14 protein-coding genes are annotated in these 13729 nt (G+C 72.0%); 9 read left to right on the forward strand and 5 right to left on the reverse strand.

What is annotated here, in order from left to right; all coding sequences use genetic code 11:
- Nucleotides 1-54 precede the first annotated feature (54 nt).
- Both trpS and ACFY01_RS37685 read left to right on the forward strand, forming a co-directional pair.
- On the forward strand, nt 55-1068 hold the full coding sequence (gene trpS / locus ACFY01_RS37680; protein WP_390740276.1) for a tryptophan--tRNA ligase: 1014 nt from the start codon (nt 55-57) through the stop codon (nt 1066-1068).
- Between the two features lie 164 nt (nt 1069-1232).
- Entirely contained in the window at nt 1233-1820 is a 588-nt protein-coding gene (locus ACFY01_RS37685; protein WP_390740277.1) for a 2'-5' RNA ligase family protein, read from the forward strand.
- A gap of 20 nt (nt 1821-1840) precedes the next feature.
- Here ACFY01_RS37685 and ACFY01_RS37690 read toward each other — a convergent pair whose 3' ends face one another.
- Nucleotides 1841-2596, reverse strand: a complete 756-nt coding sequence (locus ACFY01_RS37690) for a decaprenylphospho-beta-D-erythro-pentofuranosid-2-ulose 2-reductase (protein ID WP_390740278.1) — start codon at nt 2594-2596, stop codon at nt 1841-1843.
- A gap of 24 nt (nt 2597-2620) precedes the next feature.
- Nucleotides 2621-3976 carry an FAD-binding protein gene (locus tag ACFY01_RS37695; protein WP_390740279.1) on the reverse strand — a complete coding sequence of 452 codons (1356 nt, stop codon included), beginning with the start codon at nt 3974-3976 and terminating at the stop codon, nt 2621-2623.
- A 133-nt stretch (nt 3977-4109) separates the two neighbouring features.
- Here ACFY01_RS37695 and ACFY01_RS37700 point away from each other — a divergent pair, with 133 nt between their 5' ends.
- From ACFY01_RS37700 to ACFY01_RS37715, 4 genes are read left to right on the forward strand one after another with little or no spacing between them, the layout of a single operon-like run.
- Nucleotides 4110-4658, forward strand: a complete 549-nt coding sequence (locus tag ACFY01_RS37700) for a phosphatase PAP2 family protein (RefSeq protein ID WP_390740280.1) — start codon at nt 4110-4112, stop codon at nt 4656-4658.
- Complete coding sequence (locus ACFY01_RS37705; RefSeq protein WP_390740281.1) at nt 4651-5601, forward strand: decaprenyl-phosphate phosphoribosyltransferase; 951 nt, start codon at nt 4651-4653, stop codon at nt 5599-5601. The genes ACFY01_RS37700 and ACFY01_RS37705 overlap by 8 nt, the downstream gene beginning before the upstream one ends.
- On the forward strand, nt 5595-6026 hold the full coding sequence (locus ACFY01_RS37710; protein ID WP_390740282.1) for a GtrA family protein: 432 nt from the start codon (nt 5595-5597) through the stop codon (nt 6024-6026). Before ACFY01_RS37705 ends, ACFY01_RS37710 begins: the two co-directional genes overlap by 7 nt.
- Nucleotides 6014-6922, forward strand: a complete 909-nt coding sequence (locus tag ACFY01_RS37715; protein WP_390740283.1) for a YihY/virulence factor BrkB family protein — start codon at nt 6014-6016, stop codon at nt 6920-6922. Before ACFY01_RS37710 ends, ACFY01_RS37715 begins: the two co-directional genes overlap by 13 nt.
- Here ACFY01_RS37715 and ACFY01_RS37720 read toward each other — a convergent pair.
- Nucleotides 6870-8144 carry a D-alanyl-D-alanine carboxypeptidase family protein gene (locus ACFY01_RS37720; protein ID WP_390740284.1) on the reverse strand — a complete coding sequence of 425 codons (1275 nt, stop codon included), beginning with the start codon at nt 8142-8144 and terminating at the stop codon, nt 6870-6872. The genes ACFY01_RS37715 and ACFY01_RS37720 overlap by 53 nt on opposite strands.
- Here ACFY01_RS37720 and ACFY01_RS37725 point away from each other — a divergent pair.
- The 3 genes from ACFY01_RS37725 (at nt 8143) to ACFY01_RS37735 (ending at nt 11446) form a co-directional block, all read left to right on the forward strand.
- A complete protein-coding gene (locus ACFY01_RS37725) occupies nt 8143-8382 on the forward strand; it encodes an SCO4848 family membrane protein (RefSeq protein ID WP_132856212.1) in 240 nt (79 codons plus the stop codon). The two genes, ACFY01_RS37720 and ACFY01_RS37725, sit on opposite strands and share 2 nt — an antisense overlap.
- Before the next feature lie 34 nt (nt 8383-8416).
- Entirely contained in the window at nt 8417-9709 is a 1293-nt protein-coding gene (locus ACFY01_RS37730) for a metallophosphoesterase (RefSeq protein WP_390740285.1), read from the forward strand.
- A gap of 183 nt (nt 9710-9892) precedes the next feature.
- A complete protein-coding gene (locus ACFY01_RS37735) occupies nt 9893-11446 on the forward strand; it encodes an ABC transporter substrate-binding protein (protein WP_390740286.1) in 1554 nt (517 codons plus the stop codon).
- A 10-nt stretch (nt 11447-11456) separates the two neighbouring features.
- Here ACFY01_RS37735 and ACFY01_RS37740 read toward each other — a convergent pair whose 3' ends face one another.
- Together ACFY01_RS37740 and ACFY01_RS37745 are read right to left on the reverse strand one after the other, a co-directional pair.
- A complete protein-coding gene (locus ACFY01_RS37740; protein ID WP_390740287.1) occupies nt 11457-12899 on the reverse strand; it encodes a sensor histidine kinase in 1443 nt (480 codons plus the stop codon).
- Nucleotides 12896-13582: a response regulator transcription factor gene (locus ACFY01_RS37745; RefSeq protein WP_390740288.1), complete on the reverse strand. Its 687-nt coding sequence runs from the start codon at nt 13580-13582 to the stop codon at nt 12896-12898. Before ACFY01_RS37745 ends, ACFY01_RS37740 begins: the two co-directional genes overlap by 4 nt.
- Nucleotides 13583-13729: the final 147 nt, after the last annotated feature.

A 13729-nucleotide genomic window follows, 5' to 3' on the forward strand; every position in this document is an offset into this window, starting at 1 on the left:
CCTTTCGCGGCGCTCCCGTCAAAGTCGTCCCCAACACCTGAGAGAATGGTGAGCATGGCTTCTGACCGACCCCGCGTGCTCTCCGGAATCCAGCCCACGGCAGGCTCGTTCCACCTCGGCAACTACCTGGGCGCCGTGCGCCAGTGGGTGGCCCTTCAGGAGACCCACGACGCGTTCTACATGGTCGTCGACCTGCACGCGATCACGGTCCCGCAGGACCCCGCCGACCTGCGCGCGAACACCCGTCTCGCCACCGCCCAGCTGCTGGCGGCCGGGCTCGACCCGGACCGCTGCACCCTCTTCGTGCAGAGCCATGTCCCCGAGCACGCCCAGCTCGCCTGGGTCATGAACTGCCTCACCGGCTTCGGCGAGGCCTCCCGCATGACCCAGTTCAAGGACAAGGCGGCCAGGCAGGGCGCCGACCGCGCCTCCGTCGGCCTGTTCACGTACCCGGTCCTCCAGGTCGCCGACATCCTGCTGTACCAGGCCAACGAGGTGCCGGTCGGCGAGGACCAGCGCCAGCACGTCGAGCTCACCCGTGACCTCGCCGAGCGCTTCAACGGCCGGTTCGGCCAGACCTTCGTCGTCCCGAAGCCGTACATCCTCAAGGAGACGGCGAAGATCTACGACCTCCAGGAACCGTCGGTCAAGATGAGCAAGTCGGCGGCCACGCCGAAGGGCGTCATCAGCCTTCTGGACGAGCCGAAGGCCTCCGCGAAGAAGGTCAAGAGCGCCGTCACCGACACGGACACCGTGATCCGGTACGACACGGAGAACAAGCCGGGCGTGTCGAACCTCCTCACCATCTACTCCACGCTCACCGGCAGGTCGATCGCCGAGCTGGAGCAGGACTACGAGGGCAAGATGTACGGCGCCCTCAAGACCGACCTCGCCGAGGTGATGGTCGAGTTCGTGACGCCGTTCCGGGACCGCACCCAGCAGTACCTGGACGACCCGGAGACGCTCGACTCGATCCTGGCCAAGGGCGCGGAGAAGGCGCGTTCGGTGGCAGCGGAGACCCTCGCCCAGGCGTACGACCGGGTGGGCTTCCTGCCCGCGAAGCACTGAGGCGCACGACCGCACACACGTACCCGTGGGCAGAGCGCTGCACATCACTTCGCTCGCGCCTGCCCACAGGACACCCGTGGCCGTACAGTCGATAGCCGGACGGCTGTGTACGTACCGGACGAGAAGCCGGACGAGAACGAAACAGAGCGACGACAGGAGACGACGTGGGGACCGTAACGATCGGCGTGTCGATCGCGGTCCCGGAGCCTCACGGCAGCCTGCTCCAGGAGCGGCGCGCGGGCTTCGGCGACGCCGCTGCTCACGGCATTCCCACCCACGTCACACTGCTGCCGCCGACGGAGATCGAGGAGACCGGGCTGCCGGCCGTCGAGGCACACCTGACGGAGGTGGCCGCGGCCGGCCGGTCGTTCCCGATGCGGCTGTCCGGCACCGGCACCTTCCGGCCACTGTCCCCGGTGGTCTACGTGCGGATCGCGGCGGGCGCCGAGTCCTGCGCCCGGTTGCAGCGCCAGATCCGCGACGCCTCCGGTCCCGTCGCCCGGGAACTCCAGTTCCCGTACCACCCGCACGTCACGGTGGCGCACGGCATCGACGAAGCGGCGATGGACCGCGCCTTCGAGGAGCTCGCCGACTTCCGGGCCGAGTGGGCCTGCACCGGCTTCGCGCTCTACGAGCAGGGCACCGACGGGGTGTGGCGCAAGCTGCGGGAGTTCACCTTCGGCGGCGGCGCCGTGGTACCCCAGCAGGCGACGCCCGCGGACCGGGGCACCATCCCCACCACCAGCCGGTAGCCCTGTCGGGGCACCAGGCACTAGATCGGCAGCCGCCGGAACACCGCGCGCGGTACGTGCCGCAGCGCCGACATCACCACCCGGAGCGCCCCCGGCACCCACACCGTCTCCGAGCGTCGCCTGAGCCCCAGTTCGATGGCCGCGGCGACGGCCTCGGGGGTGGTGGCGAGCGGGGTCTCCGCGCGGCCGGCGGTCATCCTCGTCCGGACGAATCCGGGGCGCACGACCATGACGTGCGCGCCGGTGCCGCGCAGCGCGTCGCCCAGGCCCTGGGCGAAGGTGTCGAGGCCGGCCTTGCTGGAGCCGTAGATGAAGTTCGAGCGGCGGGCCCGCTCGCCGGCCACCGAGGAGAGCACCACCAGGGAGCCGTGCCCCTGCGTCTGGAGGGCCCGGGCGCTGATCAGTCCCGCCGAGACGGCGCCCGTGTAGTTGGTCTGCGCGACGCGGACCGCGTTGACCGGCTCGCGCTCGTCGACCGCCTGGTCGCCGAGGATGCCGAAGGCGAGCAGGACCATGTCGATGTCGCCCTCGGCGAAGACCTTGCCGAGCACGTCCTCGTGCGACTCGGGGTCGAGGGCGTCGAAGGCGACGGTGCGCACGTCGGCCCGCAGGGCGCGCAGCTGCTCGGCCGCCTGCTCCAGGGCGGGGGAGGGGCGGCCCGCCAGCCACACGGTGCGGGTGCGGCGGGTGATCAGCCGGCGCGCGGTGGCCAGCGCGATCTCGGACGTACCGCCGAGCACGAGCAGCGACTGGGGGATTCCGAAAGCGTCCTTCACGACAACTCCTGGAGGTTGGGCCGACTAGAGGTTGAGCCGACGGGAGAGGTCCGACGTGAAGACCCCGTTCGGGTCCAGTTCCGCGCGCAGTGCCCGGAACTCGTCGAGCCGTGGGTACATCGCGGCGAGCAGTTCCGGACGCAGCCGGGAGTCCTTGGCCAGGTAGACGCGTCCGCCGGCGGCGGCCACCTCCTCGTCCAGCTCGTCCAGGAGGGCCGCGAGGCCCGGCAGCCCGGCCGGGACGTCGAGGGCGAGCGTCCAGCCGGGCACGGGGAAGGACAGCCAGCCCGGGTCGGCGTCCCCGAAGCGCTTGAGGACGGCGAGGAAGGACGGGCAGCGGTGTCCGCGGACGCGGCGCACGACGCGGCGCAGGGCGTCCTCCTGGCCGTGTCCGACGACGAACTGGTACTGGACGAGGCCGGCCCGGCCGTAGATCCGGTTCCAGTGGGGGACGCCGTCCAAGGGGTGGAAGAAGAGGGAGAGGGGCTGGAGCTCGCCGGTCCGCGCGCGGGGCGCCTTGCGGTACCAGATCTCGTTGAACAGTCCGACGGTCGTCCGGCCGAGGAGGCCCTCCGGTACGAGGGCCGGCGCGGCCGGGAGCCGCCGGGGGCGGAAGGACAGCGGGCGCCGCCACGCGCGCGTGCCCTCGCCGAGTGCCTCCAGGGACGCGTGGTCGCCGCGGGTGAGAACGGCACGGCCGGTCGCGGCACCACGGGCGAGCAGGTCGATCCAGGCGACCGAGTAGCGGTACCGGTGGTCGCCGGCGGTGAGCCGGGCCATGAGGTCGTCGAGGTCGGCGGCCCGCTCGGTGTCGACGGACATGTACGAGGTCTCGACCGGCAGCAGCCGCAGCGTGGCCGTCAGGATCACCCCGGTCAGGCCCATGCCGCCGGTGGTCGCGTCGAACAGGGGGGTGCCCGGGCGCACCGTGCGGATCCCGCCGTCGGCGGTGAGCAGTTCCAGGGAGAGCACATGGCGGGAGAAGGACCCGGAGACGTGGTGGTTCTTGCCGTGGATGTCGGCGCCGATCGCCCCGCCGACGGTCACCTGGCGGGTACCGGGGGTCACCGGCACGAACCAGCCGAGCGGCAGCAGCACCTCCATCAGCCGGTGCAGGGACACGCCCGCGTCGCACCGTACGGTCCCGCCGTCGGCGTCGATCGCGTGGACGCGGTCGAGGCCGGTCATGTCGAGCACGGCGCCGCCCGCGTTCTGCGCCGCGTCCCCGTACGCGCGCCCCAGGCCCCGCGCGATGCCGCCCCGGGCCCCGCAGTCGCGGACGGCGGCCGCGGCCTCCTCGTGGGTCCGCGGGCGGACCAGCCGGGCGGCGGTGGGCGCGGTGCGGCCCCAACCCGTGACGCAGACGGTGTCTCCAGGCATGTCGGCGACCGTATCGCCCCTGTGTGGACCACTAGTTGTGGAACATTCCCTCTCTCCCCGAAATGGGTGATTAATGGGATGTCGCTCAATATTGCCGTAATCAAAGCGGTCCGGGCGTGAACAGTGGATCCACATGGACGACATGGACCGCGACCGGGACCACGGGACCGACCCGGAGCACCGGATCGATCTGGACCACCGGATCCTTTCCGCACTCCACGCCCGGGGTGCCGACCCACTGGTGGCCTCCGCCGCCCGCGGACTGTCCCTGGCCGGTGAGCACGCCGCGCTGTGGCTCACGGCGGGGCTCGCCGGAGCCGCCGTGGACGGCGCCCGACGCGGCGCCTGGCTGCGCGGCACGGTGCTCGTCGCGGGCGCACACCTCGCCAGCATGGCCGTGAAGCGGATCGTGCGCCGCGCGCGCCCCGCGCACGTCGTACCCCTGGTGCGGACCGCCGGCCGGTACTCCTTCCCCAGCTCGCACGCCGCCTCCGCCGGGGCCGCCGCGGTCGCCTTCGGAACGCTCGGGGCGTACGCGGTGCCGCCGCTCGCCGCCGCCATGTGCCTGTCCCGCCTGGTCCTGGGCGTTCACCACCCCTCCGACGTGGCGGCGGGCGCGGCCCTGGGGGTGCTGACCGCGCGGGCGGGCGCGCGCTGGATGAGGGAGAACGCCCGTGGCTGATGTCGCGCTCCTGGAACACCGCCCGCCAGGCGAGCGGCCACCCTCGCCCCCGCGCGGCCCGGGCGGCCTCCTGGGCGGCCTGCTGAAGGCCACCCGCCCGAAGCAGTGGGTCAAGAACATCCTGGTCCTGGCCGCCCCGGCCGCCGCCGGACGGCTCTTCTCCCGGCCCGCGCTCACCCAGGTGTGCCTGGTCTTCGCCCTCTTCACCGCCTGCGCCGCCGCCGTCTACCTGATCAACGACGCCCGTGACGCCGAGGCCGACCGCGCCCACCCCACCAAGTGCCGCCGCCCCGTCGCCGCCGGCCGCGTCCCCGTGCCCGTCGCCTACGCCACCGGGGGCACCCTGGCCGTGCTCGCGCCCGCGGGCGCCATCTGGCTGGCCTCCCCGGCCGTCGCCGCCGTACTGACGGCCTACCTCGGCATGCAGCTGGCGTACTGCCTCACCCTCAAGCACGTGCTGGTCGTCGACCTCGCCGTGGTCACCACCGGCTTCCTGATGCGGGCGGTGATCGGCGGGGTCGCGCTCGGCATCCCGCCGTCCCGCTGGTTCCTGATCACCACCGGCTTCGGGGCGCTGTTCATGGTCTCCGCCAAGCGCTACTCCGAGGCCGTGCAGATGGCCGGGCGGCCGGGCGCCACGCGCGCGCTGCTCACCGAGTACACCACCGGCTACCTGCGTTTCGTCTGGCAACTGGCGGCCGGCGTCGCCGTCCTCGCCTACTGCATGTGGGCGCTGGAGGAGGGCGGCGTGCCGCACGCGAGCGTGCTGCCCTGGCGGCAGCTGTCCATGGTCGCCTTCGTCCTCGCGATCCTCAGGTACGCCGTCTTCGCCGACCGCGGCATCGCGGGCGAGCCCGAGGACGTGGTCCTGCACGACCGCGCCCTGACCCTGATCGGCGCGGCCTGGCTGGCCATGTACGGCCTGGCGGTGGCGAATTGGTGACCCCGGTGCGGCGGGGCGAACTGCTCGGCTTCGCCACCGTGGGGCTCGTCGCCTACGCCGCCGACCTGGCCCTGTTCACCTGCCTGCGCGGCCCCGCCGGCTGCGGCCCGCTCACCGCCAAGTCCCTCTCCTTCGCGGCCGGCTGCACGGTCGCGTACGCCGGCAACGCCCTCGGCCCCTACCGCGGCACCCGGCCCACGGGCCTGCGCCCGTACGCCGCCTTCGTGGCCGTGAACCTCGTCGGCGCCCTCGTCCAGCTCCTCTGCCTCACCATCAGCCACTACGGCCTCGGCCTCACCTCCCAGCGCGCCGACACGGTCTCCGGCGCCGGAATCGGCATGGCCCTGGCCACAGTCCTGCGCTTCTGGGGTATTCGGACATTGGTCTTCCGAGACGAGGGCAGAAGCGGATCATGGACTGGCTGAAAAAGCTCCCCGGTGTCGGGCCACTGGTCGCCCGCCTGATGACCACGCACGCGTGGCGCTCGTACGAGCGTCTGGACCGGGTGAAGTGGACACGGCTGGCCGCCGCCATGACCTTCGTCAGCTTCATCGCGCTGTTCCCGCTGCTGACCGTGTCCGCCGCGGTCGCCGCCGCCACGCTCAGCGCCGCCCAGCAACGGAACGTCGAGAGGAAGATCGCCGAGCAGTTCCCCGGCATCTCCGACCAGCTCGACATCTCCTCGCTGGTCCAGAACGCCGGCACCGTCGGCGTCATCGCGGGCGCCTTGCTGCTGCTCACCGGCATCGGCTGGGTCGGGCAGGTGCGCGACTGCCTGCGCGCGGTGTGGGAGCTGCCCGACACCGAGGAGAACCCCCTCCTGAGCAAGGCCAAGGACGCCGGGGTCCTGATCGGGCTCGGCGGCGCGCTGCTGGTCACGCTCGCCGCCTCCACCGTCGCCTCGGCCGCGGTCGGCTGGGCGTCCCGCGGCCTCGGCCTCGACGAGCACGGCTGGGGCAGCGTGCTGCTGCGCGTCGTCGCGTTCGCCGTCGCCGTCCTCGCCGACTTCCTGGTCCTGCTGTACGTCCTGACCCTGCTGCCCGGCGTCGAGCCGCACCGCCACCGCCTGTTCGTCGCGGCGCTCACCGGAGCGGTCGGCTTCGAACTGCTGAAACTGCTGATCAGCGGCTACATCCAGGGAGTCGCCTCGAAGAGCATGTACGGCGCGTTCGGCGTCCCCGTCGCCCTGCTGCTGTGGATCAACTTCACCGCGAAACTGGTCCTGTTCTGCGCCGCCTGGACGGCGACGCCGAGCAAGGAGGCCGAGCTCAGGACCGAGTCCGCCGCCGTACGAGGTCCGGCAGCGGCCACCGGCGGTTGACCAGGAACGCCCCGCCGCCCAGCAGCACCAGCAGCCCCCCGGCGATCGCCCCGGCGATACCGACGCCGCGCCAGCCGCCGGAGGGGCCGGCGGCCACCGGCTTCGACGACGACCCGCCGGTGCCCGTGCCGGTGCCGGTACCAGTGCCGCCCGCCTGCCCGGGCGAGGCACTGGCGCCGGGCCGCGCGGTGGCCCGGGCGGCGTTCTTCGGCGCCACCAGCTCGCCCACCGGCTGCACCTTGCCGACCGCCTGGAAACCCCAGTCGAAGAGCCGGGCGGTCTCCTTGTAGACCTCGTTGTGCTCGCTCTTCTCCGGGTTCATGACGGTGACCAGCAGGACGTGGCCGCCCCGTTCGGCGACGCCGGTGAAGGTGGCGCCAGCGTTGGTGGTGTTGCCGTTCTTCACGCCCGCGATGCCCTGGTAGACCGGGACGTCGGTGTCGCCGCTGAGCAGCCGGTTGGTGTTGCGGATCTCGCCGGAGCCGAATTTCGCGGTCACGGTCGAGCAGTAGTCCCGGAAGTCCTTCTTCTGCATCCCCGAGCGGGCGAACAGCGTCAGGTCGTACGCCGAGGAGACCTGCCCCGGCTCGTCGTAGCCGTCGGGACTGATCACGCGGGTGTCGAGGGCCTGGAGGTCGTCGGCGTGGGCCTGCATGTCCTTGACGGTCTGCCCGATGCCGCCGTTCATCCGGGACAGCACGTGCACCGCGTCGTTCCCGGAGCGCAGGAAGACGCCGAGCCACATGTCGTGGACGGTGTACGTGTGGTTCGCCTTGATCCCGACCACGCTCGAACCCGCGCCCATGCCCGCCAGGTCGGCCGGCACCACCTTGTGCCGGGTCGCCTTCGGGAAGCGCGGCAGGACCGTGTCGGCGAAGAGCATCTTCAGCGTGCTCGCCGGCGGCAGCCGCCAGTGTGCGTTGTGCGCGGCCAGCACCTCCCCGGACTCGGCGTCGGCGACGATCCAGGAGCGCGCGGTGACGTCCTTGGGCAGCACCTGCACACCGCTGCCGAGGTTGACCTGCGTGCCGGGCCGGCCAAGGCGGGTGCCGCCGACCGTGGACATGCCGGCCGGGGGAGTGGCCGACGGGCTCTTCGAAGGGGTCGGCGCGGCGACGGCGGCGGGCGCGGCGAGGGAGGCGGACAGCAGGGCGACCGACGTGACCAGCAAGCTCCCACCCCGGGCGCGGCGCCCGACGGACCCCGGCGATACTGAACCCATGAAGCTCAGCCGCCCGGTGTCCTGGTTCCTGCTCGCCTTCGGGGTGTGGAGCTGGGTCATCTGGGTCACTTTCGTCAAGAATCTCGTCAAGGACAGCAGTGGTCTCGCCTTCGACGACGGTCACCCCACGGCGTACTTCTGGGTGCACCTGACGCTGGCGGTCGTCTCCTTCGTATTGGGGACGGTCATCGGGGTCATCGGGTTGCGCGGACTGCGCGCACTGCGCCGGACGTCATAACGGGAAGCACGGGAAGCACGGGGGACTCCGCCAAGTGGTCATCGTCTTCGCGCTCGTCGCCCTGGCGGTCCTGGCCGTCGTGGCGGCCCTGCACCGGTACGTCTGGCGCCGCCTGGTCCGCGACACGACGGCGGGCCCCGGTCCGGCACGCCGCGCGGGCACGGCCGTCTTCGTCGCCGGCCCGGTGCTGATGATCGCCGCCCTGGTCGCCGAACGCGCCGGCGCCCCGTTCTGGCTCCAGCGCACCCTCGCCTGGCCCGGCTTCCTGTGGATGGCCCTGGCGCTCTACCTGCTGCTCGCGGTGGTGGCCGGGGAAGCGGTGCGGCCCGTGCTGCGACGGCTGTCGCTCAGGCGGGGGCGACCCGTCCCGTCACCGGTGGCCGCACCGGCACGGGCGGCGACGGCCCCGGCGGCCGTACCCGGACCGGAGCGGGCGGAGGCTCCCGAGGAAGCCACCGCACAGGGGCCGGACGACCCCGGCGAGCCCGCCGCGGCGTCCCCGCTCGCGCCCTCCCGTCGTCTCTTCGTCTCCCGGGTCGTCGGCGGCGCCGCCGCCACCGCGGCCGTGGCGACCGTCGGCTACGGCACCTACGGGGTGCTGCGCGGTCCGAGGGTGAAGCGGGTCACCGTCCCGCTGGCCAGACTCCCGCGCGCCGCACGCGGCTTCCGGATCGCCGTCGTCAGCGACATCCACCTCGGCCCGGTCCTCGGCCGCGACTTCGCGCGGAAGGTCGTCGACACCGTCAACGGAACCCAGCCCGACCTCATCGCGGTCGTCGGGGACCTGGTGGACGGCAGCGTCAAGGACCTGGGTCCGGCGGCGGCGCCGCTCGCCGGGCTGCGGGCCCGGCACGGCGCGTACTTCGTCACCGGCAACCACGAGTACTTCTCCGGAGCCGAGCAGTGGGTCGAGGAGGTACGGGAGCTGGGGATGCGCCCGCTGGAGAACGCCCGTACCGAACTCCCGTACTTCGACCTCGCCGGCGTCAACGACCTCCAGGGCGAGAGCGAGGGACACGGCCCCGACTTCCACCGGGCGCTCGGTGACCGGGACACGGCACGCGCGTGCGTGCTGCTCGCGCACCAGCCGGTGCAGATCCACGAGGCCGTCCGGTACGGCGTCGACCTCCAGCTCTCCGGCCACACCCACGGCGGCCAGCTCTGGCCGGGAAACCTCGTCGCGGCGGCCGCCAACCCGACCGTCGCGGGCCTTGAGCGCTACGGCGACACCCAGCTGTACGTCAGCAGGGGCGCCGGGGCCTGGGGACCGCCCACGCGCGTGGGTGCCCCCTCGGACATCACGGTGATCGAACTGGCGACCCTTTGAACAACCCATGGAGGAACTGAGATATCCGGCCGAAACAACACCGGGGTAAGTTCTTTCTCATCTCGGCAGATTGCTCTTCCCCCGCGTCAAACACGTGTGGTTAGGTGAGCCGCGCCACTAGGGGGTGGCGCTTTTGTGCAGGGCCTGGGTAGGGCTCGGGCAGGGCCTGGGGAGGGCACCACCATGCGATCGGTTCGCATGCGGATTCTCAGCATTTTTCTCGTTCTGGCAGCCGTGGGAATCGGTGGCTGGCAGCTGCTTCCGTCACAGGAGGACAAGGACAAGACCATCACGGTCGGCACGACGGACGCCGTCACCTCACTGGACCCGGCCGGCGCCTACGACGCCGGCTCGTGGGCGCTGTTCAGCAACGTCTTCCAGTCACTGCTGACCTACGACGCGGGCAGTGTCTTGCCCGTGCCGGACGCGGCCAGGAGCTGCGGGTTCGTGGACACCGAGCTGAAGACCTACCGGTGTGAACTGCGCTCCGGTATCACCTTCCCGAGCGGCCGGGCCATGACCGCCGAGGACGTGAAGTACTCCTTCGACCGGGTCAAGAAGATCAAATCCGATGTCGGCCCGGCGTCACTGCTCTCCACCCTCGGCTCGGTGACCGTCGTCGGCGACCGCATCACCTTCCACCTCTCGTCGCCGGACGCCACCTTTCCGTTCAAGGTGGCCACCGGCGCCGGTTCGATCGTCGACCGGGAGAAGTACCCGGCGGGCACCTTGCGGTCCGGCAACGACGTCGACGGCACCGGCCCGTACCGGCTCACGGCGTACACCAAGGGGGAGCAGGCCACCCTGGAGCCGAACTCCTCCTACGCGGGTTACCTGAAGAGCACGGGCCGCCCCGTCGAGCTGCGCTACTACGCCGGCTCCGACAAGCTGGAGGCCGCCTGGAAGGGCAAGCAGATCGACGTGGCCAGCCGCACGCTGCCGCCGAAGGTGCTCTCCGGCCTCTCCGCGAGCGACCCGGGTCAGCGCGTCACGGAGTCCGACAGCTCCGAGACCCGCAACCTCTACCTCAACACCCGCAAGAGCTCCCCGCTGCGCGACCCGCGTGTCCGGCGGGCCCTGGCCTGGCTGGTCAACCGCGAGCAGCTGGCCGCGACGGTGTACGACGGCACCGTCGACCCCCTGTACTCGCTGATCCCGTCCGGACTCACCGGCCACTCCACCTCGTTCTTCGACGCCTACCCCAAGCAGAGCGTCGAGAAGGCGAAGCAACTGCTCACCGAGGCCGGCGTGTCCGCCCCGGTGCACTTCACCTTCGGCTACGGCAAGCGCGACGCGGCAGCCGAGGAGGCCGCGGAGCTGAAGAAGCAGCTGGAGGCGGGCGGCCTGTTCAAGGTGGACCTCAAGGGCTACGAGTGGACCGACTTCCAGAAGCAGTGGGCGACCGGCAAGCTGGACGCGTGGGCGGTCGGCTGGGTCGCCGACTACCCCGACCCGGACACGTTCGGCGCCCAGCTCGTCGGCACCGGCTCCACGATGAACACCGGCTACAGCAACAAGCTCGTCGACAACACGATCCTCGACAGCCAGCGGTACGCCGACCGCGGCCAGGTCGCGCAGGACTTCCGCTCCGTGCAGGACGACGTGGCCAGGGACGTACCGCTGATCCCGCTGTGGCAGCGCAAGGAGTACGTCGTCAGCAACGAGGACGTCGGCGGCGGCCAGTACCTCGACGACGGCACCGGCGTGTTCCGGCTGTGGCGCCTCGACTGGATCTGAGGCGGGCGGTTCACGACCGTACGGGCGTGCGCTCCGGCAGGGTGACCGTCACCGCGAGTCCCTCGCCGGGGGCCGTCCGCACGGCTACCTCGCCGCCGTGCGCGTGCACCACGCCCTGCACGATGGCCAGGCCCAGGCCGCTGCCCGCGCCGCCGCCCGCTCGGAAGAAGCGGTCGAAGACGCGGGCCGCGTCGTCCTCGGCCAGCCCGGGGCCCTCGTCGGCGACGCACAGCCGTACCAGCCCGTCCGCGCGCTCCGCTGCCAGCCGTACCGGCACGTCGGCGGGCGTGTGCGTGCGGACGTTGGCCAGCAGGTTGCCCAGTACCTGCCGCAGCCCCGACTCGTCGGCCCGCACCAGCAGCACCCCGTCCGCGGCCACGGTGACCGGCCGGTCCGGCTGTTGCACCCTGAGGTCCTCGGCGGCCTCCCGCACCAGCCGGCTGACGTCGACGTTCTTCAGGCGCAGTTCGGGCCGTTGGTCGAGGCGGGCCAGGGTGAGCAGCTCGTCGACGAGCCGGCCCATGCGGTCGGCCTCGGCGTTCATCCGGTCCCAGGCGCGCTTGCGTTCGCCCGCCTCGCTCAGCATCCCCTTGTCGTACAGCTGGAGGTAGCCGCGTATCGCCGCGAGCGGGGTGCGCAGCTCGTGCGAGGCGTCGGCGACGAAGCGCCGCAGCTGGGCCGCGGAGCGCTCGCGCGTGCGGTAGGCCGACTCCACCTGGTGGAGCATGGAGTTGAGGGCCAGCCGCAGCTGCTCGACCTCCTGCGTCGGATGGTGGCTGGAGGGAACGCGCCGGGTGAGGTCGCCCTCGGCGATGGCGGACGACGTCTCCACCATGTCCTCCAGCGGCCTGAGCCGGCGCCGCACGCTGAACATGGTCAGGCAGCACAGCAGCGCGAGCAGCAGCGTGCCGACGGCGAGGTCGAGCTTGAGGGCCTTGGCTATGCCGTTGTGCAGGGCCTCGGTGGAGGTGGCCAGCAAGACGTACGGGCCGTCGGCGAGGCGGGTCGCGGTCACGCGGTAGGCGGCGCCGTGCACGGTGACGTCGTGCGGGGCGGGGTCCGCGGCGAGGGCGCGCGGGTCGGTGACGGCGGCGGCGAGGGAGCGCTGGGCTTCGGTGGGCTGGATGTCGAAGAGGGCGAGGGGCTTGCCGCGGTCGTCGACGGCGGTGAAGATCGAGTCCGGGGTGGGCTGCTGGTCGCGCTGGGACGCGACACGGTCACGGACGAAGTCCAGCACGCGCAGTGAGTCGACCTGTTGCAGGGTGAGCCCCGAACTGCCCAGCGAGCCGCGCATCTTGGTCAGCTCGGTGTCGATCTGGCCGATCAGGTAGTGCCGCATTCCCATCACGCTCACCGCGGCGGCCACCACGATGCCGACGGCGAGCAGTCCGACGTTGGCCAGGGTGAGCTTGCCGCGCAGGGAGTGCACCCCGTGCCTGGCGCGTGGCCTCATGCGAGCCCGTATCCGACCCCGCGCCGGGTGGTGATCACCGGCGGGCCCAGGGCGTCGAGCTTGCGCCGCAGATAGCTGATGTACGTCTCCACGACGGTCGACTCGGGCGGGACGTGCTCGTACTGCCAGACGTGGCGCAGCAGTTGTTCCTTCGGCACGATCCGGCCGCCGTTGCGCACCAGGAACCGCAGCAGCGCGTACTCGGTCGGGGTCAGCTCGACCGTGCGGCCCGCGCGGTGCACCGAGTACGTCGTCTCGTCCAGCTCCAGATCGCCGTATCTGAGGGGCGGGCGCTCGGGGATGACGTCGGCGGGCCGGGTCCGGCGCAGCACCGCGCCGATCCGGGCGACGACGACGTCGATGTCGAACGGCTTGGTGATGTAGTCGTCGCCGAAGCCGAGCGCGCCGACCATCTCGGCCGGGGAGTCGCGCGCGGTGAGGAACACCAGTGCCAGATCCGGCTGCCGGGCGCGCAGTTCGCGGCCCAGGGCGCGGCCGTCCCCGTCCGGCAGCATGACGTCGAGCAGGGCGGCGTCGGGCCGGGTGCGCTCGGTGAGCGCGAGGGCCTCGCGGACGCCGCCCGCGGTCATCACCTCGAAGCGGTGGTAGCGCAGGGCGATGGCGAGGACGTCCGCGATGCTCTCCTCGTCCTCCACGACCAGCACGGTTCCTGGAGCCGTCATGCCCCCAGTATCGGCGGGGCCACTGACAGCGGGGGCGGATCGAGCTTTGGAGTTCCTTGAGAGTCATGCGTGTCACGTGCCCACGCGCGGGTGCCGATGCCGATCCTGGAGCCCAGGACCTGGGGGACCGACCGATGAAGTAACGAT

The sequence above is a fragment of the Streptomyces sp. NPDC001480 genome (assembly GCF_042894725.1).
Classification (GTDB): Bacteria; Actinomycetota; Actinomycetes; order Streptomycetales; family Streptomycetaceae; genus Streptomyces.

Excerpts from the sequence above, each read along its gene's own strand:
- trpS (WP_390740276.1), top strand. The coding sequence starts at position 55 with ATGGCTTCTGACCGACCCCGCGTGCTCTCCGGAATCCAGCCCACGGCA.
- ACFY01_RS37695 (WP_390740279.1), bottom strand. The coding sequence starts at position 3,976 with ATGCCTGGAGACACCGTCTGCGTCACGGGTTGGGGCCGCACCGCGCCC.
- ACFY01_RS37700 (WP_390740280.1), top strand. The coding sequence starts at position 4,110 with ATGGACGACATGGACCGCGACCGGGACCACGGGACCGACCCGGAGCAC.
- ACFY01_RS37715 (WP_390740283.1), top strand. The coding sequence starts at position 6,014 with ATGGACTGGCTGAAAAAGCTCCCCGGTGTCGGGCCACTGGTCGCCCGC.
- ACFY01_RS37725 (WP_132856212.1), top strand. The coding sequence starts at position 8,143 with ATGAAGCTCAGCCGCCCGGTGTCCTGGTTCCTGCTCGCCTTCGGGGTG.
- ACFY01_RS37720 (WP_390740284.1), bottom strand. The coding sequence starts at position 8,144 with ATGGGTTCAGTATCGCCGGGGTCCGTCGGGCGCCGCGCCCGGGGTGGG.
- ACFY01_RS37735 (WP_390740286.1), top strand. The coding sequence starts at position 9,893 with ATGCGATCGGTTCGCATGCGGATTCTCAGCATTTTTCTCGTTCTGGCA.
- ACFY01_RS37740 (WP_390740287.1), bottom strand. The coding sequence starts at position 12,899 with ATGAGGCCACGCGCCAGGCACGGGGTGCACTCCCTGCGCGGCAAGCTC.
- ACFY01_RS37745 (WP_390740288.1), bottom strand. The coding sequence starts at position 13,582 with ATGACGGCTCCAGGAACCGTGCTGGTCGTGGAGGACGAGGAGAGCATC.